The sequence below is a fragment of the Cochleicola gelatinilyticus genome (assembly GCF_001637325.1).
GTDB classification, from domain to species: domain Bacteria; phylum Bacteroidota; class Bacteroidia; order Flavobacteriales; family Flavobacteriaceae; genus Cochleicola; species Cochleicola gelatinilyticus.
Window position 1 is genome coordinate 123403 of record NZ_LRXL01000012.1, and the last position, 23752, is coordinate 147154.

The following is a 23752-nucleotide window of genomic DNA, read 5'->3' on the forward strand; positions in this document are numbered from 1 at the left end:
TTTTCGACTAAACCTTACTCTTGACCTTCGTGTAATTTTTTTCGATAGGCTGTGGGTAAAATTCCAAAACGCTCAAAAAAGATTTTAGAAAAATAACTCCTACTTTTAAAACCAATGTTATAAACAATTTCCGACACAGAATCGTCGGTTTCTTTGAGCATATCCCTAGCAATGTCTAGTTTTTTCTCGCGAATATATACATTTACAGATTTTGAGTACAATGCATTAAAACCTGCCTGCATTTTTTTGGCGCTCAATCCAGATTCAGTTACTAGGTCTGAGACTGGAAGGGGTTCAGAAATATTCTCTTCAATAAATTCGGTGAGTTTATTTATTTTCTTAATGTCGTGAATAGAGATCGACTTTGGAAGGTGAATTTGATTCACGAAATTTTCATGATCTAACAATTGCATTGCTAAAACAAGATTTACTTGAGCTTCTAAGGAAAGTGCTTTTATAATTCCTTTCCCGTGAATCTCGCTTATTTTTTTAATTTGTTGCGCGATCTCGAGATTGTAATTTCCTAAATGAGAATACACAAATTTAGATTCAGAATTCTTAACTATAGGTATAAATCGCTTTGTAATGCAGTGTTCTGAATTATCCTTTAGTTTTAAATAATCTTCTCTTCCTACTTGTATAAAGTTAACTTTTACATGTAGACCTGTTTTAAACTTTAACGAAGTATGCGAATATTTTTTATTATTTATAATGATATTTTGAAACTGATTCAACTTTAATTGCTCCCCATCATCATCACAGCAATACTCTAAATTACCTTCTGTGATATAGAAAAAAACCAACGGATTAGATTCCTGTCGTTTAAAAATTAAAATTGTTTCTTCAGAAAAAGTTACATCATAATCGATTAAAGAAACACCCGAATCAAAATCAATGGTTTTAATAATTCCATTACCGTATTCATTATCGAATGTTAACACATGTTCTCCCCATTCTTTCTTTTCAATTTCCCCTCCTATTCTGCTTTTAATCTTTTCAAGTAAATTTTTGTCATATTCTGTATCTATGGTAATTGATGGCATAATGTTTATTGACTTTTTACAGTTTTAAAAATAAAAAATAATATAGTACAAATTAATTACTATCTATAAGAAGCGATTAACCTATATGATGTTTCTATTAACTCAAATGAGTTTTAGAAGGATACGCTCTATAAATAATACATGAACACAAACCACAGCTACTCACATCTAACTGACAAATAGAAGATTACCTGCCATTTTTAGCTTCGATCCATCGACTTAAATATTTAGAACTTTTTAATGTATGATGCTGAAACACCTGTCCGAGAAAAAAAGAGTTACGATGTGCGCCAAGATTTCCTTGAAGCCATATAACTTTTTTTATAAATTTTTCTGAAAATAATTGTTTCTGAAACCGCTTTTCTATGAGGTCAAATCCGTTTTTTTGTGCCCGAATCCATTTTGATTTTTCAGTGTACAATTGAATTGCTTCTGAAGCAAAATCGTAAGGTTCATCTTTTATCGAGCCATTAAAAGGAAATATTCCACACATACCTTCAGCACCAACGGTAGTAGTAACTGATGGTGTACCATATTGCATTGCATCGAGCAATTTCCCTTTTAACCCTGCTCCAAAACGTAGCGGAGCCAAGCAAACTCGTGCAGATTGAAAAACATGCCCTGCATCTTCGGCCCATCCTTTTAAGAGAAAACCTTCTTTTTTATTATTTAATTCACGAATTTGTTGTGGAGCATAAGCCCCAAAGACCTGTAATGTTGCTTGCGGAAGCTCTCTTTTTATTAAAGGCCATATTTTATTCTTTAATTCTAAAACAGCATCAACGTTAGGAGCATGTAGAAAATTTCCAATCGTCATAAAATCGATTCGTGCTTCAAAAGGAGGGAGTTGTTCTATGAAATCTTCAGTAAGTTCATCTAGTAACAATGGAAGATAGAACAATATTCCAAAAGGAACTTGAAAGGTTTTTTGCAGAAGTTCTATTTCAAATTCAGAAATAATTAAGGAGACATCACATCGAAATATACTTGCCAATTCCCGTTTTGCAATATCTGTGTAAAGATCAGCTTCAGAAACTGGTATCCCTTGCTTAACAGCTTTGGCTCTTGCTTTCCGAAGAAAATGAAGATCCTCGGTGTCTAAAATCCGTAAAGCATTCGGACAATGTTCTGCCACGCGCCAACCAAATTGCTCTTCAGTAATAAAACGATCAAACAACACGACCGACGGATTCAACGTTGAAATAAATACATCGAAACTAGGATCGTTTAACTGTATTGCTTCGTAAGTAATCCCCAGTATATCGAGATTTACAGAACGTTCAGAAATGCTTGCGGTACTGGCAAAAACAATAGTGTACTCATTTTGGGAAAATAATTTGATCAACTGCATCATCCGTCCACCTGCTGCAGTAGTTGCAGGTTCTGGAATTGTATGACCAATAATAAGAAGTGTTTTCAAAAAAAATTAAAATGAATGTTTTTTACAACTGTTCAATAGCAAGATAGCTCATTTTAATGAACGGCTGCTTTTCTTTGCTAAATTCTGTCCAAGCAAAATACAACTTGTCATTGTACAATTCCATTTGAGGGAATCCGCTGGAGCGACCACTTTCAATATTAGCGATTTCAATTGCCTCGCCTTTTTCTCCATCATCACTAATTTTCGAAGCCATAATATACGTTTGTGCCCCATCGGTCTCTAACCAACACACTACTGCTTCGGTTGCCGTAATTAGCGCTATGTCTACTCTCCCGACAGCTTCAGAACTATCCATGCGTATAGGATTCTTAAAAGTTGCTCCGTTATCTTCAGAAAAAGCAGCATAGACTTTAGGGAGTTCATTTGCTCCAGTGAACCAAGCTACAGCAACAGACGCGTCTATAGCAGAAATAGCTGGACCATTTACGGGACAACCGGCAATTTTCCACGCATCGTTCCCAAGAGTTTGTGGTGCAGTCCATTTATTATTTTCCCATCGAAGAATTGAAACATCCCTAATCTCCTCATCACTCCGATCACGATAGGCAACAATGGGTCCTTTAGAAGTAATTGCTGCCGCTGTATTACAACAGTCGCACACCTTTGAATCGAGTTCTGTCTCGTTTGCGATACTTCCATCTGTATGCACTACAGCACTTCGAAGCGTCATTGCTCCCGCACTCGAGTGCTGATCGTGACCTTCATGTCCTCCGGTCGTATTTCTACCATCCAACCAAGTTATAAAAAATGATTCTTCTCCATAAGGTTGCATAGAAACAAACCCGTGCTCACTCTTCGTTCCATCTTTATGAAGGATGAAGTTTTTATTCCACCGTTGAGTTTCAGAAGAAAAAAGGTTTAATTTAATGTCGTAGGTGTAGGTACCGTTAGCAGAGCGTTGCAGGATGTTTGTTAAAATAGATCCGTTGTTTTCAGCGATTACGGGGAAATCGGCCCAGTTGGTAAACCAATCGGTTCCGGAAGTTACCGTCTCCACAGACTCCCATGAAGCATCTTTAAGAACGCTATATTTTAGAAAATCGGTCGTGTCTTTTGTTTCAACCCAACTAAAGAACAATCCATTTTCACTACCGAATAAACGTGGGAGTGCGCTGTTTTCTTCGGAAGGATTTTCTATGAATTCAACCTTTGTAGTTTCAGAAGAAACAGACGAATCTTTATTATTTTTTTGTTTGCAGCTTACGCAAAAAACTACAACACTCCATAATAGTATTGTTCTTAATAATAAAAACATATCCAGTAATTATAATTAAACTACCTCTGCGTACAAGTCGAAATCTTCTGCTGCTGTTACGCGCACTGTAGCAAATTCACCCGTTCGTAGGTAGCCGTTTTCAGCATTGATTAAAACTTCATTATCCACATCGGGACTATCAAATTCGGTACGACCTACAAAATAGGTCCCTTCCTTCCGATCGATAATCACTCTAAATTCTTTCCCAATTTTTTGCTGATTTAACTCCCAAGAGATCTGTGACTGAATTTCCATGATCTTATTAGCACGTTCCATCTTAACCTCTTCGGGCACATCATCTACTAAATTATACGCATGTGTGTTCTCTTCGTGAGAGTAGGTAAAGCAGCCCAAACGCTCAAAACGCATTTCGGTTACCCAATCTCTTAGAGTTTCAAAATCTTCTTGCGTTTCACCCGGATACCCAACGATAAGTGTGGTACGAATCGCCATTTCAGGTACGGCTTCACGAAATTCTTTTAATAATTTCGTGGTTTTTGCTTTGGTAGTTCCACGGCGCATGGATTTAAGGATAGGATCTGCAATGTGTTGCAGCGGAATATCCATGTAATTACAGAGCTTCGGTTCCTTGCGCATCACTTCGAGCACATCCATTGGGAACCCTGTGGGAAAGGCATAATGCAACCGAATCCACTCAATCCCCTCAACTTTTACTAATTTCTGAAGCAATTCAGCAAGGTTACGTTTTTTGTATAGATCGAGTCCGTAATAGGTAAGATCTTGCGCAATAAGAATAAGTTCTTTTACACCATTCGCTGCAAGCTTTTCCGCTTCGGTCACCAAATCTTCCATGGGAGTGGATCGGTGTTTTCCCCGCATGATCGGGATGGCACAGAACGAACACGGACGGTCACATCCTTCAGCAATCTTTAGATATGCGTAATTTTTAGGCGTGGTAGTAAGACGTTCTCCAATTAATTCGTGCTTATAATCGGCGCCGAGGGCTTTTAGCAGTCCTGGTAATTCTGTGGTACCGAAGTACTGATCGACATCGGGAATTTCTTTTTGAAGATCTGGTTTGTAGCGCTCGGAAAGGCATCCTGTTACAAAAACTTTATCTACAACCCCGTCCTGTTTTTTCTGAACGTATTCTAAGATAGTATTTACACTTTCCTCTTTTGCGTTTGCGATGAAACCGCAGGTGTTAATCACCACTACATTTCCTTCTTCTTCGTGTACTACTTCTTTATTGTTGGCGCGGAGTTGCCCCATGAGTACTTCACTGTCGTATACATTCTTGGAGCATCCAAGGGTAACTACATTGATCTTATTCTTTTTTAGTGTTTTTGTTCTCATAGTGCATTCCGTACCTACGGCTGTTTATAAAGGGGTGCAAAGATACCTCTTATATTTCGGAAAACAATAGTTTGTATTTACCGGTTTAGTTCCGCTTAAAATAAAGGGTTAGGATAGACTCTAGTTCTTCGTTGCCCGCATTAATTGCTTCAATACGTTCTTTTGTTTTCTTCGGAAGGAGTTCTGCTAAGGGTTGTGGCAGCGTAGCAATCTTCGGAAACACTGCTGCTATTTTTTTATCCCATTTTTTATGATGGTGCTCTAGGTCATCGGGATATACGATTTTACGTTTTGTTCCTTCTTCTGAAGGTTGAAAAGGAGTATCCACATTGAGATACCCATAATCGTCTGTGAGTTGTTCTCCGGGATGAATATCGCGCACAGCAATTTCAAAATCGTAAGCTGTCGAAAGGCAATTCGATTTAAAGCTATGATTTACAAAACGTCCGTGATCCCAGCAAAGCACATAATTGCCTTTACTGTTACGATACGAATAGGTGTCTAAAATATTTTGAAACGGTGGTGCCATTTCAGAAAATTGTTGTGTAGTAAATTCTCGGTCTAATTCGTCCAGCACCCAAGTAATGGTACCCGCAGGGATGAATTGAGTTGCAACAACTCCATGTCCTATTTCATTGTTAATAAAGCGTAATTCGGTATGTGGATGGATCATATATTTTATTGATTTTTTTATTACCTAGTGGATAGCCACCAGATATACTATCAATTAAATATACTGAGTTGCACAAATGATTTTGAAAAAGTAATGTTAAACTATTTGAAGAAACTATCTACAAATTCAAACTTATTAAATACCTGCAGATCTTCCATCCCTTCTCCTACTCCAATGTATTTTACTGGGATCTGAAACTGATCGCTAATACCTATAACAACACCCCCTTTAGCAGTTCCGTCAAGTTTAGTGACAGCTAAAGAAGTTACTTCGGTTGCTGCTGTAAATTGTTTCGCTTGCTCAAAAGCATTTTGCCCAGTAGAACCATCAAGAACCAACAAGACTTCGTGTGGTGCATCGGGAATCACTTTTTGCATAACTCTTTTTACCTTGGTAAGTTCGTTCATTAAGTTTACTTTGTTGTGCAACCTTCCTGCTGTGTCGATAATCACTACATCTGCATTTTGTTTTACAGCACTTTCTAACGTATCGAAAGCGACACTGGCAGGATCACTTCCCATACTTTGCTTTACAATAGGAACTTCGGTACGATCTGCCCATATTTGTAATTGATCGATGGCTGCAGCACGAAACGTATCTGCGGCTCCTAAAACAACTTTCTTTCCTGCTTTTTTAAATTGAAATGCAAGCTTCCCTATGGTGGTTGTTTTACCAACTCCATTTACACCTACCACCATAATGACATGTGGTGTATTTTTTTCGGGGATTTCGAATTTGGTTTCGTTTCCTACATTAGTTTCACTTAAAAGTCCGGCAATCTCTTCGCGAAGAATCTGGTTAAGCTCGTCGGTTCCTACATATTTATCCGTAGCAACACGAGCTTCGATACGTTTAATAATTTTCAATGTGGTATTTACACCAACATCACTAGATACGAGCACTTCTTCTAAATTATCTAGAACATCGTCGTCTACCTTGCTTTTCCCAGCAACTGCTTTACTTAATTTGTCGAAAAAAGTCGATTTTGATTTTTCGAGTCCTTTGTCGAGGGTTTCTTTTTTTTCTTTGGAGAATATTTTTTTAAAAAAGCTCATTAAACAAGTGAATTAGTCTGTGATTGAGTTTGTTAGTTTTATTTGCGTTAGGGATTGCGGATGCTACCGTGTAGCGACAAAAGCCCGACCTTTTTTGCCCTAGGCGAAAAAAGAGTAACGCCCAAAAATACAAAAAGCCACTCTCGTAAAAAAGTGGCTTGTATACTATATGTTACGATGGGTTATTTTTTGTTTAACCAATCGTTTACTAAATCCGGTGCCATAATGGCTTCGGAGAAAGTATATGCTCCTGTTTTAGGCGACTTTACCATTTTAACTGCTTTGGTAAGACGCTTCGATCCTGTTTGTAACGATGCTACTGATTTCTTTGCCATGGCCTATCCTTATTTAATTTCTTTATGAACCGTCATTTTTTTCAAGATTGGGTTGAATTTTTTCAACTCCATTCTATCCGGCGTGTTCTTTTTGTTCTTTGTGGTGATGTAACGAGATGTTCCCGGCTTTCCCGACTCTTTGTGCTCGGTGCACTCTAAGATCACTTGTACTCTATTTCCTTTTTTAGCCATTGTAACAGACTTTATTCGTTATCTAATTATTTATTCAAAAAGCCTTTTTCGCGCGCTTCTTTAATCACGGCAGAAATTCCTTTTTTATTGATGTTTTTTAAAGCGGAGGTAGAAACCTTTAAGGTTAACCACTTGTCCTCTTCAGGAATGTAAAAACGTTTTTTAACTAAGTTCACATTGAACTTTCGTTTTGTTTTATTCATCGCGTGCGACACGTTATTTCCAACCATCGCTCTTTTACCTGTAAGCTCACAAACTCTTGACATTACTTCAACTATTAATTAGTTATTTTAAAACAGGCTGCAAATTTAAGACATTTTATCCTCATACACAACAAAAGGAAATCAGTTTTTTGAAATTTCTTTTAGAAGCATTTCAAAAGCCTTGTTTGTTGCTCTTTTTATAACGCGTTCTCTGGCCTCTCCAAAACTAAATTTTTCTGAAAAAACTCCTTCCGGACTGGCAATTGCAATATAAACAGTTCCGATATCGGCATCGGCATCTCCTTTTGTAGGCCCAGCGTTTCCAGTAGTTGCGATGGCATAATCGGTTTTAAAGACTTTGGTGCATTGTGTAGCCATGGCCTCTGCAACTTCCCCACTCACTACAGAATACTTTTCAATAAGCGCGGCACTTACCCCTAATAATTCGGTTTTTAATGTTGTTTTATAGGGTACCATGCTACCCATTAAAAATTTTGAAGCCCCTGAATTTTGGGTAATATGTTGTACAAGCGCCCCTCCCGTGCAACTTTCTGCCAAACTTAATGTTTGATTTTTTTGTGTTAACAAAGAAGCGATGCGTAATTCGATGCTGGTTTCATCTTCAAACCCTACTGCAATGTCTTGCAATAAGTTTTGCAGATTTTCCATTTGTGCATCGACTCGATCTACTAAAATTTTCTGATTTATATTCGTAGATGATAACCGCAAGCGAACTCTCCCTAAAGAAGGTAAATACGCTAGTTTAATATCTTTTGGAAGATTGTTTTCCCAATCGGTAATAATTTCCTGTATCTCGCTTTCACCTTTTCCGTAGGTAAGCAATGTTTTATGGTAAATGTGTGGCCGATTAAATCGTTTAATCACCCGAGGAAGCACCTCATCTTGTAGTAGATACTTCATTTCGTATGGAACACCAGGCATGGAAACAAAAACCACATTATCTTTTTCGAACCACATACCTGGAGCAGTACCGTGTTGGTTTTTTAAAACTGTAGCTGTTGAAGGAACCATCGCTTGACTTAAATTCGATGGAAGCGTAGGACGTTTTACATAATTCTCGAAAATAAATTTTATATGCGCTAAGACCTCCGCATTCTCAACGAGATGATCGTCTAGAAATTCGCAAAATGTTTCTTTAGTAATATCATCTTTAGTAGGACCTAACCCACCAGTAACTAATACTAAATCTACTCGATTCTTAGCATCCTCTAATGCATGTAATATATGAGCACGTTCATCTTGTACCGAAGTGATCTGGTACACCTTTACTCCTATCGCATTAAGTTGTTTTGATATATAAGCAGAATTTGTGTCTACAATTTGTCCGATGAGTATTTCATCTCCAATGGTGATTATTTCCGCCAGCATATATTATGAATAATCTTCTTCTAGCTGCTTAAACACCTTATGTAAGGTAGCACTTAGGTGCTTAACGCTAGGAGCTATTACCGAATTACTTTTGCTTGTTTTGGTCCATGCTTCGACAGCTGCAACTTCTTTCATAAGATCAATACCGAACATCTCGATATTTGGTTTCATTTTATGAGCGAATTGATAGGCCAATTCCTTATTATCGTTTGATACTGCTTCTTCTAAAGAAGCTAAATCTGGTGGGATCTCTTCTAAAAATGTTTGTGCCACCACAGCCATAAAATCCTGATCTCCACCAGCAATTTCGTTTAAACTTTCGGTTGAATAAATTTTACTCATTTATTTTATTTTAACGGAAAAAACTTCCTTATCTTCTATATAACCCGTTAAGGTTTCGTTGGGACTTACTCTGCCAACTCCTGATGGAGTGCCTGTAAATATAATATCTCCGATCTTTAAAGTAAAATATTTAGAGATATATTCGATTATTTCATCAATCTTATACAACTGTAATGCCGTATTACCTTCTTGGACAAGTACTCCGTCTTTTTGTAAAGAAAAATTGATAGCATCAATATTTTCAAATTGTGTCTTCGGAAGAAATTTACCCACTACAGCCGATCCATCGAAGGCTTTAGCTTTTTCCCACGGAAGTCCTTTTTCTTTTAATTGCTGCTGAAGGTCACGAGCGGTAAAATCGATCCCCAAACCAATCTCATCGTAATATTTATGGGCAAATTTTCGATTAATATGTTTTCCTATTTTTTTTATTTTAACCAAAATTTCAACTTCGTGATGAACGTCGTTCGAAAAATCTGGGATAAAAAAGGGTTGATTTTTAAGCACAATTGCTGTATCGGGCTTAAGGAAAATTACGGGATCGCTCGGTTTTTCATTATTTAATTCCTTTATATGGTCAGCGTAGTTTCGACCAATGCAAATTATCTTCATAGATTACGTATTCAACGATTTAGGCAATAGTATAAATTTAGAAAAATCAAAAATTCTTATGACACTCCTAGGCCTTTGTGTTAAGCTTACTTAATTTAATTCGGGTTAAAACCTTCTTGGTGTAAAGAGGAAAATCCGCATTTAACAACCAACCAAAGTAACCGGGTTCTTTTTCTAAGACATCTTCAACTTTTGCTCCTCGGTGTTTTCCAAAGGCAAAAACCTCTTCTTCATTTTTATTATACCCAATATAACCCGCAAAATCTGCAAATTTTTTATGCGAACTAAATGTTGCTAATGTGGCCATATCATTCTCAAGATCGTCGTATTTATCAAGCTGTGCTTTTAACACTTCGTACGTTGCGTTGGTGTCTGCCTCTGCACTGTGAGCATTTGTGAGATCTTTATCACAATAAAATTTATACGCTGCCTCTAGCGTTCGTTTTTCTTTTTTATGAAAAATAGTTTGCACATCGACCGACAGGGCTTTTTTCATATCGAAATCGATATCTGACCGCAGCATCGCTTCTGCTAACAACGGAATATCGAACCGATTGGAGTTAAATCCTCCTAAATCACTGTCTTTAATTAACGCATACACCTTTGGCGCCAATTCTTTAAAAGTAGGTTCGTTCGCAACCATATCATCTGTAATTCCATGGATGGCAGAAGTCGCTGCCGGAATAGGAACCTCTGGGTTGACACGCCACGTATGACTTTCTTTATTTCCATTGGGAAAGACTTTCAGAATAGAAATCTCTACAATTCGATCGGTAGCTACATTGGTCCCAGTTGTTTCCAGATCGAAAAAACAGATAGGTTTTTTTAAATTCAATTCCATTGGTATAGTTTGTGTAACAAAGGTAGTAATTCATACTTTTGTGATACACTATGAAACAGAAAATCTTACTTGTCCTTACACTGCTTATAACATTCACTGCAATTTGTCAAGATGAACGTGTACTTATTTCTGAAAAAAAATCAGGGAAACGAATTATCCTGTCTGCCGAAAACACCACAAATGCAACATTAAATGTTTTCTTTATGGTTATTTCTGAAGGTTTTCGCAGAAGCGCTTCTAAACCTATGATTAAAGATTTACCGCCTAAAAGCAAAACTCACATGATCACATTGATCGAATTAGAAGAAAACCCTACGTACACCTACGAGCTTATCATTAACGATCAAGCAAGTCCGATTTCGATATCGTATGAAAATCAAACCAAAGATCTTCGCCGCGTCATCGACGGAAAACTCGTATTATTCTCTGAACCAGGTTGTGAGAAATGCACACTGTTGGAAAACGCCCTTAGGCAGCGACGCATAGAACACCGAAATGTTAACTTAAAAGAGGATCCCAAAACACACAAGCAATATCTCGAGTTATTGCAGAACATGCATCCCGATGTTCAAATTCAAAAACTCCCTACAATTTGGAATAGAGATCATTTTATATTTGGATACGAAGAACTGGAACAGATTTTAAAAGAACTGAAGGTTATATAAGTTGATAACTGTCAATTAATGAAATACGCTTCCTACCTACTAAACCTTCCCCTATTACTCTGTACACGTACCATCAAGTAAATCCTGATAAGTAGGATTAAACTGGTTACCAGTTATCTCAAAATTAGTATCTTCACTATCTTGAATTGCATCGATAATACCACAAAAATCTACTAAAGCTTCATTAGACACAATTTGAACCGTACCTGATATTTCCTGTAAATTATAAAAATCATCTAAGTTAAAGAGATTGTCGTTGTTTTTAATAAGGACATTTTGAGTAAGGTTAGTAATATTTTGTAACCCAGAAAAATCTAAAAGACTTTCATTATTTGTAAGTCTAAAACTATCATTAACACCTGTAATAGAAGTTATTCCATCTATATTTTGTAAATTATCCATATAGCTAATTTCCAACGTACTTAATTTCCCTGAAATTTGAGAAAAGACATCTAGATTAGTAATTAACGGCAATGTATGCACCATTAAAGTTCCATTTTCATCTTCAAAAGTTATTTCATCTAAACCGGAAAGAGAGGTCAAACTATCGGCACCCCCTACCTTTAAATAAGGTCCTCTTCCGTCCTTTTCTACCAAACGATTGATATTTGACAAACCATTAACATTAGTAAGGCGAAAATTTTGATTTAATAATATTGAATGAAGTGAAGAAGATATGTTACTAAGATCATCAATTTGTATTAATAAATTGTTGCGATCAATAAAAATATTACTAGACACAATGCTCAAGTTTTGCATACCTTCCAAACTTTCCAAATTAGTATTGACAACTGCAAAGGAATCCACAGAACGAATATTACTCATGGCACTAATATCTACAATTGGATCTTGCGAATCGTTCTCCTGCGAAAAACTTAAATATCCAGTAATTCTACAATAATTATTGGACGCAAAATCATCAACCTCTGTCTGTGTCGTCAAGGTAACATCTCCCTCAAAAACATTTAAAGTACATTCGTTAGTCGTTGTAAATGCAACCTCATCACTATAAAAAATATCGTTTGTAGTTTCAGCAAAAGCTCTTGCGTAATAAACAGTATTGAACTCTAAATTCTCAAGATTTACTTCAAAAGAGGTAGCTACACCTTCATGTTCAATTAGTAGATCATTTACTGTTGGAGCAGCTGTTAGACTATAACAAACTCCTTTTCTTAGAATAGTATGATCATCTTCATTAATAATATTCCCACCAGATGAAGCGATATCACCTTTAATATCGAAAGGTGAGGTTATTTCTATGGATAGATTAAAAATATCTTCCTCTACAACAGAATTATCGTCTGAACAACCTGCTAGGAGACAAAAAAGGACAATTAAAGTGGAAAATTTAATCATAATATGTTTAGTTTAGTTATTGAATTTTAATAAAATCTTAAAATTAAAGACATTCATTAAAAAAACCACAACTTTTATACCAAAAATATTAATTATAATTATACTTTAACCTAAACTAATTAGAATAACACATATTACACCTCACGATTTACATCCCATGCTTCTAGGTAATCTGCTACCTGTTTTACAAATTGTCCTCCAAGCGCTCCATTTACTACACGATGATCGTAGCTATGCGATAAGAACATTTTGTACCGAATTCCAATAAAATCACCCTCGGGAGTTTCGATGACTGCAGGTACTTCTCGAATTAAATGTTGATAAGGATTAAATAATAGAGATCAATTATATAGCATCTGGTTCTAACCAAAACATTTATTCTGCGCAGTTCCCATTTAATAAATCTTCTAATGTAGGGTTAAACCCATTTTGATATACCGAAAAGTCATCCAAATTATTTTCGTCGAGGGCATCTACAATACCACAAAAGTCAAATAATGAAGCATTTCCGACAATTTCTAACTCGCCAGAAATTTGAGTAACATTTTCGAAAGCATCCAAATTATATAATAAATCATTATTAAAAATACTTATAAAACCACTAAGAGTTGTGATGGATTGAAATCCCAAAATATTATTTAAACTTTCATTATTACTAAGATACAACCTCCCATTTACACTAGTTATAGAATAAATACCATTGATATTTTGTAGTGACGTCATGTTGAAAATATCTAACACATCAATACTTCCAGAAATGTTTGAAAGCGCATCGATATTGGTAATGAATGGTAACCCATGAATTGAAATCCCACTAATTCCATCGTTAGCAGTAATCCCTTCTAGTGGATCGAGAGAATTTAGGAGCGGACAGTCACTTATTTTTAAATATGGCAAATTATCTTCATATTTAACTAATTCCTTAATATTCGAAATTCCTTCTATAGAGTTTAAATTCGCATTATCAAATACAGTGATACTGCGTACAGGTGTATCGATTTTGATAAATTCGTCAATATTTATAACTTGTTCATTTCCAACAACAGCCAAACTATTAGAAATGCTATCGATATTATGAAGTCCTTCTAATGACTCTATGAGTGTTGTATTACTTACTATAATAGATCCCAAGGATCGCAAATTATATAATCCAGAGATATCAACTATAGGATCAGCAGTAGCATCACCTTCAGAAATACGCAAATCTCCCGTAACGGAACAATAATTATTTATGGCAAAATTATCAACCTCTGTCTGTGTCGTCAAGGTAACATCTCCCTCAAAAACATTTAAAGTACATTCGTTAGTCGTTGTAAATGAAACCTCATCACTATAAAAAATATCGTTTGTAGTTTCAGCAAAAGCTCTTGCGTAATAAACAGTATTGAACTCTAAATTCTCAAGATTTACTTCAAAAGAGGTAGCTACACCTTCATGTTCAATTAGTAGATCATTTACTGTTGGAGCAGCTGTTAGACTATAACAAACTCCTTTTCTTAGAATAGTATGATCATCTTCATTAATAATATTCCCACCAGATGAAGCGATATCACCTTTAATATCGAAAGGTGAGGTTATTTCTATTGATAGATCAAAAACATCTTCCTCTACAACAGAATTATCGTCTGAACAACCTGCTAGGAAACAAAAAAGGACAATTAAAGTGGAAAATTTAATCATAATATGTTTAGTTTAGTTTAGTTATTGAATTTTAATAAAATCTTAAAATTAAAGACATTCATTAAAAAAACCACAACTTTTATACCAAAAATATTAATTATAATTACACTTTAGCCTAAACTAATTAGAATAACACATATTACACCTCACGATTTACATCCCATGCTTCTAGGTAATCTGCTACCTGTTTTACAAATTGTCCTCCAAGCGCTCCATTTACTACACGATGATCGTAACTATGCGATAAGAACATTTTGTACCGAATTCCAATAAAATCACCCTCGGGAGTTTCGATGACTGCAGGTACTTTTCGAATCGCTCCTAATGCAAGAATACCAACCTGTGGCTGATTGATGATGGGAGTTCCCATAATACTTCCAAAAGTTCCTACATTGGTTACAGTATATGTACCCCCTTGGATGTCGTCTGGTTTTAATTTATTATCACGAGCACGACTAGCAAGATCGTTTACCGCTTTACTCATTCCTACCAGATTTAACTGATCTGCGTTTTTAATAACAGGAACAATTAAATTACCGTCGGGTAATGCAGCGGCCATTCCTAAATTAATGTTTTTTCGTTTAATAATTCTATCACCATCTAAGGCAATATTCATCATTGGAAAATCTTTTAAAGCTTTAGCTACAGCTTCCATAAAAATAGGAGTAAACGTAAGGTTTTCACCTTCTCGTTTCATAAAACCATCTTTATTTTTCTTTCTCCAATTCCAAATATTGGTAACGTCTGCTTCAATAAAGGACTGCACATGTGCTGAAGTACTTACGCTCTCTACCATGTGATGCGCAATGAGTTTCCCCATGCGAGTCATTTCAATAATTTCATCCCCACCATTCACAGAAACAGGGGCCTTTGGTTTCGAGGCATTTGCAGCAGATGCCGAAGCAATAGCAGGGTTTTTCGCTTCAATAGCAGTTGCTGGTTGTTTATTAGATTGTTGTGATGCATTTCCTCGACTCTCGATATAAGCAACCATATCGTTTTTTGTAACTCGTCCATCTTTACCTGTTCCAGAAATAGCATCGAGTTCGCTTTGAGAAATTCCTTCTTCCGAAGCCATATTTTTCACCAGCGGGGAATAAAAACGTCCGTCGTTACTTGTAATAGTAGATTTTTCAGTTTCTTTTGAAGCAGTAACTGGAGCAGCAACTTCTTTTAAAACTTCCTTAGAAGGAGTTTCTGTATGCTGCGATGATCCTTCTGTAGTTGCCCCATCATCTCCATCTGTTTCAATAATAGCGATCGTTTGTCCTACTTGTACAATGTCATCGGCATTAAATAGTTTTTCAACTAAAATTCCATCTACCTCGCTAGGCACTTCGCTATCTACCTTATCGGTTGCGATTTCAAGTACGGGCTCGTCTGCTTCGATGGTGTCACCAATTTCTTTCAACCAATTTGTGAGCGTTGCTTCTGCGACACTCTCCCCCATTTTTGGTAGCTTTAATTCAAATTTTGCCATAATTCAATATCTTACAAGTAGCGATTTGTTTTTTAACGGTGCAAAATTAGGTAAAAATTCATACAACTTGCTTCAATTTTTACAAAAGGTTACTTCCTAAAGCTGCAAACAATTAGTCTCCAAAACAGACAACAGTCCCCCTATCATCACTCGCATCACTTCCCAAGATGAAATTACAGTGTGGAGGGCGTATTCGAAAGGTATTATTGCGGTTCTTTAATTTGTTCATTACTGAAAATATTTGCTCATAAGGCATGTATTCCGCATCGAAGATAAATAGCGTATTGTGTAAAGAGCCATCATCGAATATTTGTTTTGAAGCAGATTTTAAAGAAATATTCATTACTTCTGAAAGCTTTCCGTAGAAATTTAAATTTTCAGTTAATACATAAGCATGCTTGGTTTCTGAAGCTCTTTTTTTTCGAACTTTAAAACTGAACTGTTTTTTTAGTTTTGCTAAAATTACTCCTAATGTTACTGAAACATCTAGGAAGGTATTTGTTTTAAAATGTTTTTTATAGAAAATTCGCATAGCCCCATAAAATCGGTTTAAATACACCAAGTCTTTTTCGGTGCTTTCGCCTTTATAATGCAGCGTGTCTGTTGTTCCTAAATAATGATTAAAATATCCAGCTTTAATTACTTTGTAAGAAAGATCGATATCCTCTCCATACATAAAATAGGCCTCATCGAAACCATTTACTTCTTTATACACGGCTCGTTTCATAAACATAAAAGCTCCTGCTAGCACAGAAACTTCTCCCGAATCTTGTTGGTTAAGATGATTTGCATAATACCACTTTTTTAAACCTACCATTTTAAAAAAAGAAGCCTTTGGAGTAGGAATATTTCGTTTGCTTTCGGGGAGAAAATTCCCAGTACCATCTAATAAGGAAACTCCTAAAATCCCTATTCTATTTATAGACTCAGCATATTTAATACAATTTAAAAAGGTGTTTTCTCCTACTGCTGTATCGGGATTAAGAATGCAGACATATTCCCCTTTAGCAACTGCTACCGCTTGATTGTTTGCTTTACTGAAACCCACATTCTCTTTATTCTCAATAAGTCTAACTTTAGGAAACAGTTGCTTTACCATAGCACAACTATCATCTTCAGAATTATTATCGATCACAATAATCTCGGCATCGATTGAAGTAATTGCACGTTCTACACTTCTAATACATTGTTCTAAAAAATAACGTACGTTGTAATTTAAGATGACGATAGAAACTTTCAAATATTAAGTGCTTTTTAAAGAATTTTCAAAAGGGATTCTATTCACGATACTACGACCTAGTGTCACCTCATCTGCATACTCCAGTTCATCTCCTACCGAAATTCCACGTGCTATCGTAGTAGTTGTTATATGGTATGGTTCTATTTGTTTAAAGATATAAAAGTTTGTTGTATCTCCTTCCATTGTAGAGCTTAGGGCAAAAATCAACTCTTCAATTTTGCCTTCTTTAACTTTATCAACCAAACTCTGAATAGTTAATTCTCCTGGTCCAATACCATCCATAGGAGAAATTTTTCCTCCTAACACATGATAATGCCCCCGAAACTGACTCGTATTTTCGATTGCCATTACATCTCTTATATCCTCCACTACACATACAATCTTTTCATTACGATTGGGATTAGCGCAAATCTCGCAGAGCTTAGTATCGCTTATATTATGACAATTACTACAAAAATTAATATCGGTTCGCATTTGATTTAAACTATTTGCTAGCCGATGTGTTTGATCTTCGGGTTGTTTTAGCAAATGAAGTACCAAACGCAATGCTGTTCGCTTTCCGATGCCTGGTAGCTGTGACATTTCATTGACAGCGTTTTCAAGTAATTTTGATGAAAATTCCATACTAATTTATAGGGGGTCAAGATAAAAAAAATGCTTCAGAAATTATCTTTATTTTCTGAAGCATTCTCTATTAAAAATAATTTAATCTATTGAATTAAGAGCTTTTTCGTCACAGTTCCTGCTTCCGAATTAATTCGTACAAAGTAGGTTCCTGAAGCTAAATTTTCAATTTGTAATGTATGTCTTTGAGCAATAAAAAGATCAGGTTGATATAGTACAATTTTACCTGTTATATCAAATACTCGTATAGTTGTATTTTGTGCGTTCTTTAATGCTATGGTCACTTGAGAATTGGCAGGGTTAGGGAATATCGAGACTGTACTTTCAGAGAAACGATCTTCAACATTCAGGGTTGTTTCTTGAAGAGGTGATGCCCATAATCCACGCCCATAAGAACCAGCATATAACATATTAGTTGTATTGTTAATTTCTAATTCGTTGATAATTACATTAGGAATACCGTTGCTGTACGGAAGCCAATCTTCCATTTCGTTATTTATATAAAAAACTCCTGTCTCCATTCCTAGATAAAGTCCGTCTTTACCATCACGATGCCAGATCAATGTTAATGCACCAAAATCGGGTAAGTTTTTTCTATAACTTATCCAAGTTTCTCCTCCATCTTCAGAAACGAAAACTCGATTACTACTTGTTGTTGCTGCAGCAATTAAATTAGGATTATCGGGGTGTATCGCTATATCGTTGATAATTCCGCCGGGAATTGCGATTAATTCCCAATCGCTAGCTCCTCCATCGATAGTTTTGTAAATAAACGTTCCACGAGTTCCAACTAATATTTGGTTATTAGACTTTGCAATTTTTATGTTTGTGAAGTTAGTTGGAAATTGTTGTGAAATAGGGGTCCATGATCCTCCACGATTTGAAGATTTGTACACTCTATTATACCCAACATAAATTGTATTTATAGTTTCGGGGTCCTGTATAAATGGAGTTACCCACTCCCCGCTTCCTATTCCAGGCTCATTTAAATTAAAAATAGAATTCCCTGCATTATCAGTTCTGTACATCGCTCCAAATTGTATCATACCATACATGATATTACTATTATTTCTATCTACAAATCCCTCCATTCCATCGGCTCCCAACCAATCACGCCAGCCATCGGCTTCGGTATAAAAGGATGTTCCATTATCTTGAGAACCTCCAGTGATCACGACTTCTTCTGTTTGTGATACCCCAATTTTATAAAATTGACGAATTCCCATACCTTCGGTTAAATTTTCGTAATAGTTTGCAGTTACATTTCCAGTGTCGGCAGCTTTATAAATTCCTCCATCGGTACCTACAAATAATGTGGTCCCCACAAATTCCATAAAATCCACATCGGCATGGCAATAACCAATATTTGCATTAGCGGCATCTTGTGGTATCCAGTCTGCTGTACAGGTAAAGTTTGCTCCGGCATCTGTAGATCTCCATGTTAATATTCCTGCAATATGAACCTCATCTGCATTTTCAGGATTCACGGCGATGTCCATATCTCGAGGTGCTTGTCCACTATTATCGTTTGCCGTTGTACTGTACCCAAAGTAATTGTTTCCTCCATGAGGTAATTCAGAGAAAGTAGTTCCGCTATTGCTCGAGCTATAAAATCCATTGAATATTCCGTTGAATGCTTCAACTACATATACACGATCTGCATCATTAGGCGACACTCCAATCATTTTTGGTCCATTTCCGAAACCACTTATAGTTGCGAACGTTTCCCCTCCATCGATTGATTTTTGAAAAGTGTATCCAGATATATATACCACAGAAGGATCTCCCGGTTTAAATTCCACATCGTAAGCTTGTTGCTCATTACTAACAAGCTCCCAAGTAAGCCCTCCATTTATTGTTCTATATGTTCCTGCATTTTCACTTGAGGCGAACATAATTTCACTATTATCTGGGTGGATTGTTAATTTAATAATTCTTGAATTACTAATATCATTTAATTGATTCCAAGTAGCTCCAGAATCTTCAGACTTATAAATTACTCCACTTGATGAACCATAAAAATAAATTTCTGAATTTTGTGGATCTATCGCTACAGAATACACCTCCATATTCACAAAATTATCATTTAAAGGTGTCCATGTTGTTCCTTCATCTGTTGTTCTCCAAACTCCACCTGTATTTGCACCAACTATAATATGATCTGTGTTAGTTCTGTCAACTGCGATACCGGTAATTCTACCCACACCAGGATTCCAACCTGTAGTAGCGGTATAACTCGTTGGACCTAATTCTTCCCAATTGTCCATTAATTGCTGCCTATTACTCGCAGTTTCATTTAAATAAGCATTATATCGTTGCAACTCTGCGATTCGCTCTGTTGCTGTTGGAAGAAAACCATCTTCATTCATTAATCTTTCAGCGTTATATTGCCAACGCTTAAATTGTTTATATCCTGAACCTCGCCCAAGATCTTTGTCTTCGAAATAGGCTTTAGCACTCTCTACAATTTCTGAAACCTTGTAGGTTCCATTGTCGATCATTTTTAGATATTCTTGTGCTTGAAGGTTAAAACTAAAAATTAAAAAAAATACAGTGAGGGTTAATTTAAATCGCATAGATGATGTTTTTAAAGAGTATACAACTGGTATTCAAAGAAATCAAAAGTATCAAAAATATCTAGTTGATGAGATAACAATCTTTGTATTTTTGCTCAATTAATAATTTAAGCCAAAAATTTTATGCAACCCTTACACATCTTACTTTTAATCGCAGGATATTTTGGTGTTTTATTATTAATCTCTTACCTAACAAATAAAGGGGGTAGCAATGCCGATTTTTTTAAAGCAGGAAAACAATCTCCTTGGTATCTTGTTGCTTTTGGAATGATAGGTGCCTCTTTAAGTGGTGTTACATTTGTATCTGCACCAGGCTGGGTAGAGGCATCGCAGTTTAGTTATTTCCAAGTGGTTTTAGGCTATACTGTTGGATATGCTGTAATAGGCTTGGTTTTGCTTCCTTTGTACTATAGGCTAAATTTAACCTCTATTTACACCTATCTCGAAGGGCGTTTTGGAAATAACGCTTATAAGACTGGAGCCTCATTTTTTCTATTATCACGCATTGTTGGCGCTAGTTTTAGGTTGTATCTGGTAGCAATTGTATTACAATACTTAGTTTTCGATGCTATGGGAGTTCCTTTTTGGGCAACCGTAACTATGACTATTCTCTTGATATGGTTATATACGTTTAAAAGCGGCATCAAAACCATTGTATGGACAGATACCCTTCAGACCTTATTTATGTTAATTGCTGTTGGGGTTGCCGTCTATTACGTGGCTACAGATTTAGGTCTTTCAGGTAGTTCTCTTTTTACATTTATTGCTGACAGTGATTATTCTAAAATGTTCTTCTTTGAAGATTGGAAGTCGGGAGATCATTTTGTTAAACAGTTTATAAGTGGAGCATTTATAGCAATTGTAATGACTGGTCTCGATCAAGATATGATGCAAAAGAATCTTACCTGTAGAAATTTAAAAGATGCACAAAAAAACATGTTCTGGTTTACTATCGTTTTAACGATTGTAAATTTTGTTTTTTTAGCCTTGGGTTTACTACTTACCGTATATGCTCAGCAAAATGGAATCGACGCACACAAAGATCAACTATTTCCCGAGATCGCAACTCAATCTGGGTTAGGATTAGGAATTGCAATTTTCTTCTTACTTGGATTAATTGCAGCAGCTTATTCGAGCGCAGATAGTGCACTTACCGCACTCACGACTTCTTTTAGTATAGACATTCTTGATATTGAAAAAAAATATGACGCGGCAAAACAGGTTCGGGTTCGAAAACGCATTCATATCATGATGTCGGTGGTACTCATTTTAGTTATCATAATTTTTAAATATGTAATTGCAGATGCTTCAGTAATTGCTAAGCTATTTGTATTTGCAGGATATACCTATGGACCACTCTTAGGACTTTACGCATTTGGGTTATTTACTACGTGGAAGGTAAAAGATTCTTTAGTACCCCTAATTGCAATTTTAACTCCTTTTCTTGGATGGACCATTAGCTACTTGAGTGCGCTTTGGTTTGGATTTGAATTTGGATTTTTCATTCTTATCCTTAACGGACTTATCACCTTTACTGGTTTAATATTGATTCGAAGCAAGCAACACTAGCGTACAAGCAACATCCACCTCAATGTTATTTTCTTGAAGAATTTTATAAAATGTTGGATTTTCGGTTCCAGGATTAAAAATCACTCGTTGAGGCTTCAGTGATACGATATAGTCGTAATACTCCTCTTGTCGTTTTGGGTTAAGATACAAAGTCACTGTATGTATATTTTCAAAAGACTTTTTTTCCGTAGCAATATCTACACCTGCTACAACTCCGTTTCGTAACCCGACCGCTTCTACTGGATGATCATAATTATTTAGGCGGTTTATCGCAAGATTCGAATATCGGTTCGGTTTTAAACTAGCTCCAAGTACTAATGTCTTCTTTTTCATCTACTTATTTTTGTTACTGTTTCAATTTATCTATACCAAAATACAAGTCCTATTTTCCTGCTTTGCCCAAAAGAATGTTAAAAAATAAAAATGCTGTAACAATACTAAAAAGCATCCGTCTATTGTATAGAAATGTTTCTCTCTTTACTGCGAAGATTTTTACGTTGATGGTTAGTGTTAATAAGAGCAGTAAAGTGTAAACCCGAAGTTCTAGAGCTTCGGGTTTGTTTTTTTAATTAGTTTGTTATCTTATTGTTAAATGCAAAAAATTCTGAAACATTTAAAAAAAAGATTCGTCTTATAGATGTACCTGTTTTTAGGTATATAATTTGTTTTAGTAATTAGCCTTTCTAAAAAATTATACGTTTGTTAAGTTTAAAAGCCTCCTGTCTCATTGCTATCGAGATTTTGGGAGGTTTTTTTTATACTACCAACGTATAATTACACTTCCCCAAGTAAAGCCACTACCAAATGCGGCGAGTACTACTAGATCGCCTTTTTTAATTTTTCCTTTCTCCCAAGCTTCAGTAAGTGCGATGGGGATAGAGGCAGCTGTTGTATTCCCATAGCTTTGAATATTATTATAAACTTGATCATCTGAAAGTTTTAATTTTTTCTGAATGAATTGAGAAATGCGCAAATTTGCTTGATGTGGAATAAACATATCAATATCTTCAACCTTTAAACCATTTGCATCTAATCCTTCTTTTATTACTTCAGAAAAACGAACAATAGCATGTTTAAATACAAATTGACCATTCATTGTTGGGTAATACGGAATGTTTTCCTGCGGATTGTCAGCGATAATTTCTGGCACCCAGTACCCAGTACTAGGACCTTGTAACGCTAATTCATCTTTATGTTTTCCTTCGCTATGAAGATGTGTCGATAGAATTCCACCTTCGTTATTTTCGTTTCTTGAAACTACAGCAGCTCCTGCTCCATCCCCAAAAATTACCGAAACACTTCTTCCTCTTGTACTAAAATCCAATCCACCACTGTGGTTTTCGGCACCAATCACCAAGACATGTTTATACATTCCAGTCTTAATAAATTGATCGGCTACAGACATAGCGTAAACAAAACCGCTGCATTGATTTCGAACATCTAATGCAGGTATCGTACGCATGCCCATCATTTCTTGTACTTGTACACCACCTCCTGGAAAATACATCTCCGGACTAAGCGTAGCAAACACAATCATGTCGATATCTTTAGGTTTTAATTCTGCTCTTTCTAAAGCAATGGTCGCAGCTTTTACTCCCATTATTGACGTGGAATTACCATCGCCTTTTTTAATGTGTCTCCGTTCTTGTATTCCTGTTCGCTCTTGGATCCAAGCATCGTTGGTATCCATAACTTTCGAAAGGTCGTCGTTAGTAACAATATTTTCGGGCACGTAAAAACCCAGCCCACTAATCTTCGAGGTATGCATGTAGCTTAATGTTTTATTAGGCAAGCAAGATAGGGAAACCCATAAACCAACCGAAATATTTTAGCAACATCTCCTATGCATGCATAACAATCGAAT

The 23752-nt window shown here is 36.0% G+C and carries 23 protein-coding genes and 1 pseudogene; 2 read left to right on the forward strand and 22 right to left on the reverse strand.

Annotated features, from left to right (window positions below; genetic code table 11):
- Positions 1–14: 14 nt before the first annotated feature.
- The 13 genes from ULVI_RS01500 to ULVI_RS01560 form a co-directional block, all read right to left on the reverse strand.
- Positions 15–1043, reverse strand: a complete 1029-nt coding sequence (locus ULVI_RS01500; RefSeq protein ID WP_068588830.1) for a helix-turn-helix domain-containing protein — start codon at positions 1041–1043, stop codon at positions 15–17.
- A gap of 187 nt (positions 1044–1230) precedes the next feature.
- The gene (locus tag ULVI_RS01505) at positions 1231–2463 is read right to left on the reverse strand and encodes a glycosyltransferase family 4 protein (RefSeq protein ID WP_068588832.1); all 1233 of its coding nucleotides are present in this window, start codon (positions 2461–2463) and stop codon (positions 1231–1233) included.
- Between the two features lie 22 nt (positions 2464–2485).
- Entirely contained in the window at positions 2486–3739 is a 1254-nt protein-coding gene (locus ULVI_RS01510) for a hypothetical protein (RefSeq protein WP_068588835.1), read from the reverse strand.
- A gap of 15 nt (positions 3740–3754) precedes the next feature.
- The gene (gene rimO, locus ULVI_RS01515) at positions 3755–5056 is read right to left on the reverse strand and encodes a 30S ribosomal protein S12 methylthiotransferase RimO (RefSeq protein ID WP_068588838.1); all 1302 of its coding nucleotides are present in this window, start codon (positions 5054–5056) and stop codon (positions 3755–3757) included.
- A gap of 85 nt (positions 5057–5141) precedes the next feature.
- Positions 5142–5729 carry an SET domain-containing protein gene (locus tag ULVI_RS01520; RefSeq protein WP_068588840.1) on the reverse strand — a complete coding sequence of 196 codons (588 nt, stop codon included), beginning with the start codon at positions 5727–5729 and terminating at the stop codon, positions 5142–5144.
- A gap of 101 nt (positions 5730–5830) precedes the next feature.
- Positions 5831–6784, reverse strand: a complete 954-nt coding sequence (gene ftsY, locus ULVI_RS01525) for a signal recognition particle-docking protein FtsY (RefSeq protein ID WP_068588843.1) — start codon at positions 6782–6784, stop codon at positions 5831–5833.
- A gap of 182 nt (positions 6785–6966) precedes the next feature.
- Positions 6967–7119, reverse strand: coding sequence for a DUF4295 domain-containing protein (locus tag ULVI_RS15265; protein ID WP_082830754.1), 153 nt, complete (start codon positions 7117–7119; stop codon positions 6967–6969).
- 9 nt (positions 7120–7128) lie between these two features.
- Entirely contained in the window at positions 7129–7311 is a 183-nt protein-coding gene (rpmG, locus tag ULVI_RS01535; protein ID WP_045081706.1) for a 50S ribosomal protein L33, read from the reverse strand.
- 26 nt (positions 7312–7337) lie between these two features.
- Entirely contained in the window at positions 7338–7577 is a 240-nt protein-coding gene (gene rpmB / locus ULVI_RS01540) for a 50S ribosomal protein L28 (RefSeq protein WP_068588851.1), read from the reverse strand.
- Positions 7578–7655: 78 nt separating this feature from the next.
- Complete coding sequence (locus ULVI_RS01545) at positions 7656–8903, reverse strand: competence/damage-inducible protein A (RefSeq protein ID WP_068588855.1); 1248 nt, start codon at positions 8901–8903, stop codon at positions 7656–7658.
- 3 nt (positions 8904–8906) lie between these two features.
- Entirely contained in the window at positions 8907–9245 is a 339-nt protein-coding gene (locus ULVI_RS01550) for an Hpt domain-containing protein (RefSeq protein ID WP_068588859.1), read from the reverse strand.
- Complete coding sequence (locus ULVI_RS01555) at positions 9246–9857, reverse strand: fumarylacetoacetate hydrolase family protein (protein ID WP_068588862.1); 612 nt, start codon at positions 9855–9857, stop codon at positions 9246–9248. It abuts the gene before it with no gap.
- 67 nt (positions 9858–9924) lie between these two features.
- Positions 9925–10698 carry a 3'-5' exonuclease gene (locus tag ULVI_RS01560; protein WP_068588865.1) on the reverse strand — a complete coding sequence of 258 codons (774 nt, stop codon included), beginning with the start codon at positions 10696–10698 and terminating at the stop codon, positions 9925–9927.
- A 50-nt stretch (positions 10699–10748) separates the two neighbouring features.
- Here ULVI_RS01560 and ULVI_RS01565 point away from each other — a divergent pair, with 50 nt between their 5' ends.
- A complete protein-coding gene (locus ULVI_RS01565; protein WP_068588869.1) occupies positions 10749–11363 on the forward strand; it encodes a glutaredoxin family protein in 615 nt (204 codons plus the stop codon).
- A gap of 54 nt (positions 11364–11417) precedes the next feature.
- Here ULVI_RS01565 and ULVI_RS01570 read toward each other — a convergent pair whose 3' ends face one another.
- The 7 genes and pseudogenes from ULVI_RS01570 to ULVI_RS01595 all read right to left on the reverse strand — a co-directional run bounded on the left by ULVI_RS01570 (position 11418) and on the right by ULVI_RS01595 (position 20319).
- Positions 11418–12719, reverse strand: a complete 1302-nt coding sequence (locus ULVI_RS01570) for a hypothetical protein (protein WP_068588872.1) — start codon at positions 12717–12719, stop codon at positions 11418–11420.
- A 134-nt stretch (positions 12720–12853) separates the two neighbouring features.
- Positions 12854–13030: pseudogene (locus ULVI_RS15270) on the reverse strand (2-oxo acid dehydrogenase subunit E2); the annotation flags it as partial.
- Positions 13031–13094: 64 nt separating this feature from the next.
- Complete coding sequence (locus ULVI_RS01575; protein WP_068588875.1) at positions 13095–14399, reverse strand: hypothetical protein; 1305 nt, start codon at positions 14397–14399, stop codon at positions 13095–13097.
- Positions 14400–14538: 139 nt separating this feature from the next.
- Positions 14539–15879 (reverse strand): dihydrolipoamide acetyltransferase family protein, encoded by a 1341-nt coding sequence (locus ULVI_RS01580; RefSeq protein ID WP_068588879.1) that lies wholly within the window; start codon positions 15877–15879, stop codon positions 14539–14541.
- 112 nt (positions 15880–15991) lie between these two features.
- Positions 15992–17119 carry a glycosyltransferase family 2 protein gene (locus tag ULVI_RS01585; protein WP_068588883.1) on the reverse strand — a complete coding sequence of 376 codons (1128 nt, stop codon included), beginning with the start codon at positions 17117–17119 and terminating at the stop codon, positions 15992–15994.
- Positions 17120–17122: 3 nt separating this feature from the next.
- Positions 17123–17743 carry a recombination mediator RecR gene (gene recR, locus ULVI_RS01590; RefSeq protein WP_068588886.1) on the reverse strand — a complete coding sequence of 207 codons (621 nt, stop codon included), beginning with the start codon at positions 17741–17743 and terminating at the stop codon, positions 17123–17125.
- Positions 17744–17829: 86 nt separating this feature from the next.
- Complete coding sequence (locus tag ULVI_RS01595) at positions 17830–20319, reverse strand: T9SS type A sorting domain-containing protein (protein WP_068588889.1); 2490 nt, start codon at positions 20317–20319, stop codon at positions 17830–17832.
- Positions 20320–20442: 123 nt separating this feature from the next.
- On the opposite strand from ULVI_RS01595, the gene ULVI_RS01600 reads away from it, so the two are divergent.
- Complete coding sequence (locus ULVI_RS01600) at positions 20443–21888, forward strand: sodium:solute symporter (RefSeq protein ID WP_068588892.1); 1446 nt, start codon at positions 20443–20445, stop codon at positions 21886–21888.
- Here ULVI_RS01600 and ULVI_RS01605 read toward each other — a convergent pair.
- A complete protein-coding gene (locus ULVI_RS01605; RefSeq protein ID WP_068588895.1) occupies positions 21859–22221 on the reverse strand; it encodes a CoA-binding protein in 363 nt (120 codons plus the stop codon). The two genes, ULVI_RS01600 and ULVI_RS01605, sit on opposite strands and share 30 nt — an antisense overlap.
- A gap of 427 nt (positions 22222–22648) precedes the next feature.
- The gene (locus tag ULVI_RS01610) at positions 22649–23656 is read right to left on the reverse strand and encodes a 3-oxoacyl-ACP synthase III family protein (protein ID WP_068588898.1); all 1008 of its coding nucleotides are present in this window, start codon (positions 23654–23656) and stop codon (positions 22649–22651) included.
- Positions 23657–23752: the final 96 nt, after the last annotated feature.

Bases quoted from the DNA above. Each gene is read 5' to 3' on its own strand.
- ULVI_RS01605 (WP_068588895.1), bottom strand. From the start codon at position 22,221: ATGAAAAAGAAGACATTAGTACTTGGAGCTAGTTTAAAACCGAACCGA.
- ULVI_RS01575 (WP_068588875.1), bottom strand. From the start codon at position 14,399: ATGATTAAATTTTCCACTTTAATTGTCCTTTTTTGTTTCCTAGCAGGT.
- ULVI_RS01595 (WP_068588889.1), bottom strand. From the start codon at position 20,319: ATGCGATTTAAATTAACCCTCACTGTATTTTTTTTAATTTTTAGTTTT.
- ULVI_RS01610 (WP_068588898.1), bottom strand. From the start codon at position 23,656: ATGCATACCTCGAAGATTAGTGGGCTGGGTTTTTACGTGCCCGAAAAT.
- ULVI_RS01560 (WP_068588865.1), bottom strand. From the start codon at position 10,698: ATGGAATTGAATTTAAAAAAACCTATCTGTTTTTTCGATCTGGAAACA.
- ULVI_RS01600 (WP_068588892.1), top strand. From the start codon at position 20,443: ATGCAACCCTTACACATCTTACTTTTAATCGCAGGATATTTTGGTGTT.
- ULVI_RS01500 (WP_068588830.1), bottom strand. From the start codon at position 1,043: ATGCCATCAATTACCATAGATACAGAATATGACAAAAATTTACTTGAA.
- ULVI_RS01580 (WP_068588879.1), bottom strand. From the start codon at position 15,879: ATGGCAAAATTTGAATTAAAGCTACCAAAAATGGGGGAGAGTGTCGCA.
- rpmG (WP_045081706.1), bottom strand. From the start codon at position 7,311: ATGGCTAAAAAAGGAAATAGAGTACAAGTGATCTTAGAGTGCACCGAG.
- ULVI_RS01520 (WP_068588840.1), bottom strand. From the start codon at position 5,729: ATGATCCATCCACATACCGAATTACGCTTTATTAACAATGAAATAGGA.
- ULVI_RS01570 (WP_068588872.1), bottom strand. From the start codon at position 12,719: ATGATTAAATTTTCCACTTTAATTGTCCTTTTTTGTCTCCTAGCAGGT.
- ULVI_RS01555 (WP_068588862.1), bottom strand. From the start codon at position 9,857: ATGAAGATAATTTGCATTGGTCGAAACTACGCTGACCATATAAAGGAA.
- ULVI_RS01565 (WP_068588869.1), top strand. From the start codon at position 10,749: ATGAAACAGAAAATCTTACTTGTCCTTACACTGCTTATAACATTCACT.
- rimO (WP_068588838.1), bottom strand. From the start codon at position 5,056: ATGAGAACAAAAACACTAAAAAAGAATAAGATCAATGTAGTTACCCTT.
- ULVI_RS01510 (WP_068588835.1), bottom strand. From the start codon at position 3,739: ATGTTTTTATTATTAAGAACAATACTATTATGGAGTGTTGTAGTTTTT.
- recR (WP_068588886.1), bottom strand. From the start codon at position 17,743: ATGGAATTTTCATCAAAATTACTTGAAAACGCTGTCAATGAAATGTCA.
- ULVI_RS01545 (WP_068588855.1), bottom strand. From the start codon at position 8,903: ATGCTGGCGGAAATAATCACCATTGGAGATGAAATACTCATCGGACAA.
- ULVI_RS15265 (WP_082830754.1), bottom strand. From the start codon at position 7,119: ATGGCAAAGAAATCAGTAGCATCGTTACAAACAGGATCGAAGCGTCTT.
- rpmB (WP_068588851.1), bottom strand. From the start codon at position 7,577: ATGTCAAGAGTTTGTGAGCTTACAGGTAAAAGAGCGATGGTTGGAAAT.
- ftsY (WP_068588843.1), bottom strand. From the start codon at position 6,784: ATGAGCTTTTTTAAAAAAATATTCTCCAAAGAAAAAAAAGAAACCCTC.
- ULVI_RS01550 (WP_068588859.1), bottom strand. From the start codon at position 9,245: ATGAGTAAAATTTATTCAACCGAAAGTTTAAACGAAATTGCTGGTGGA.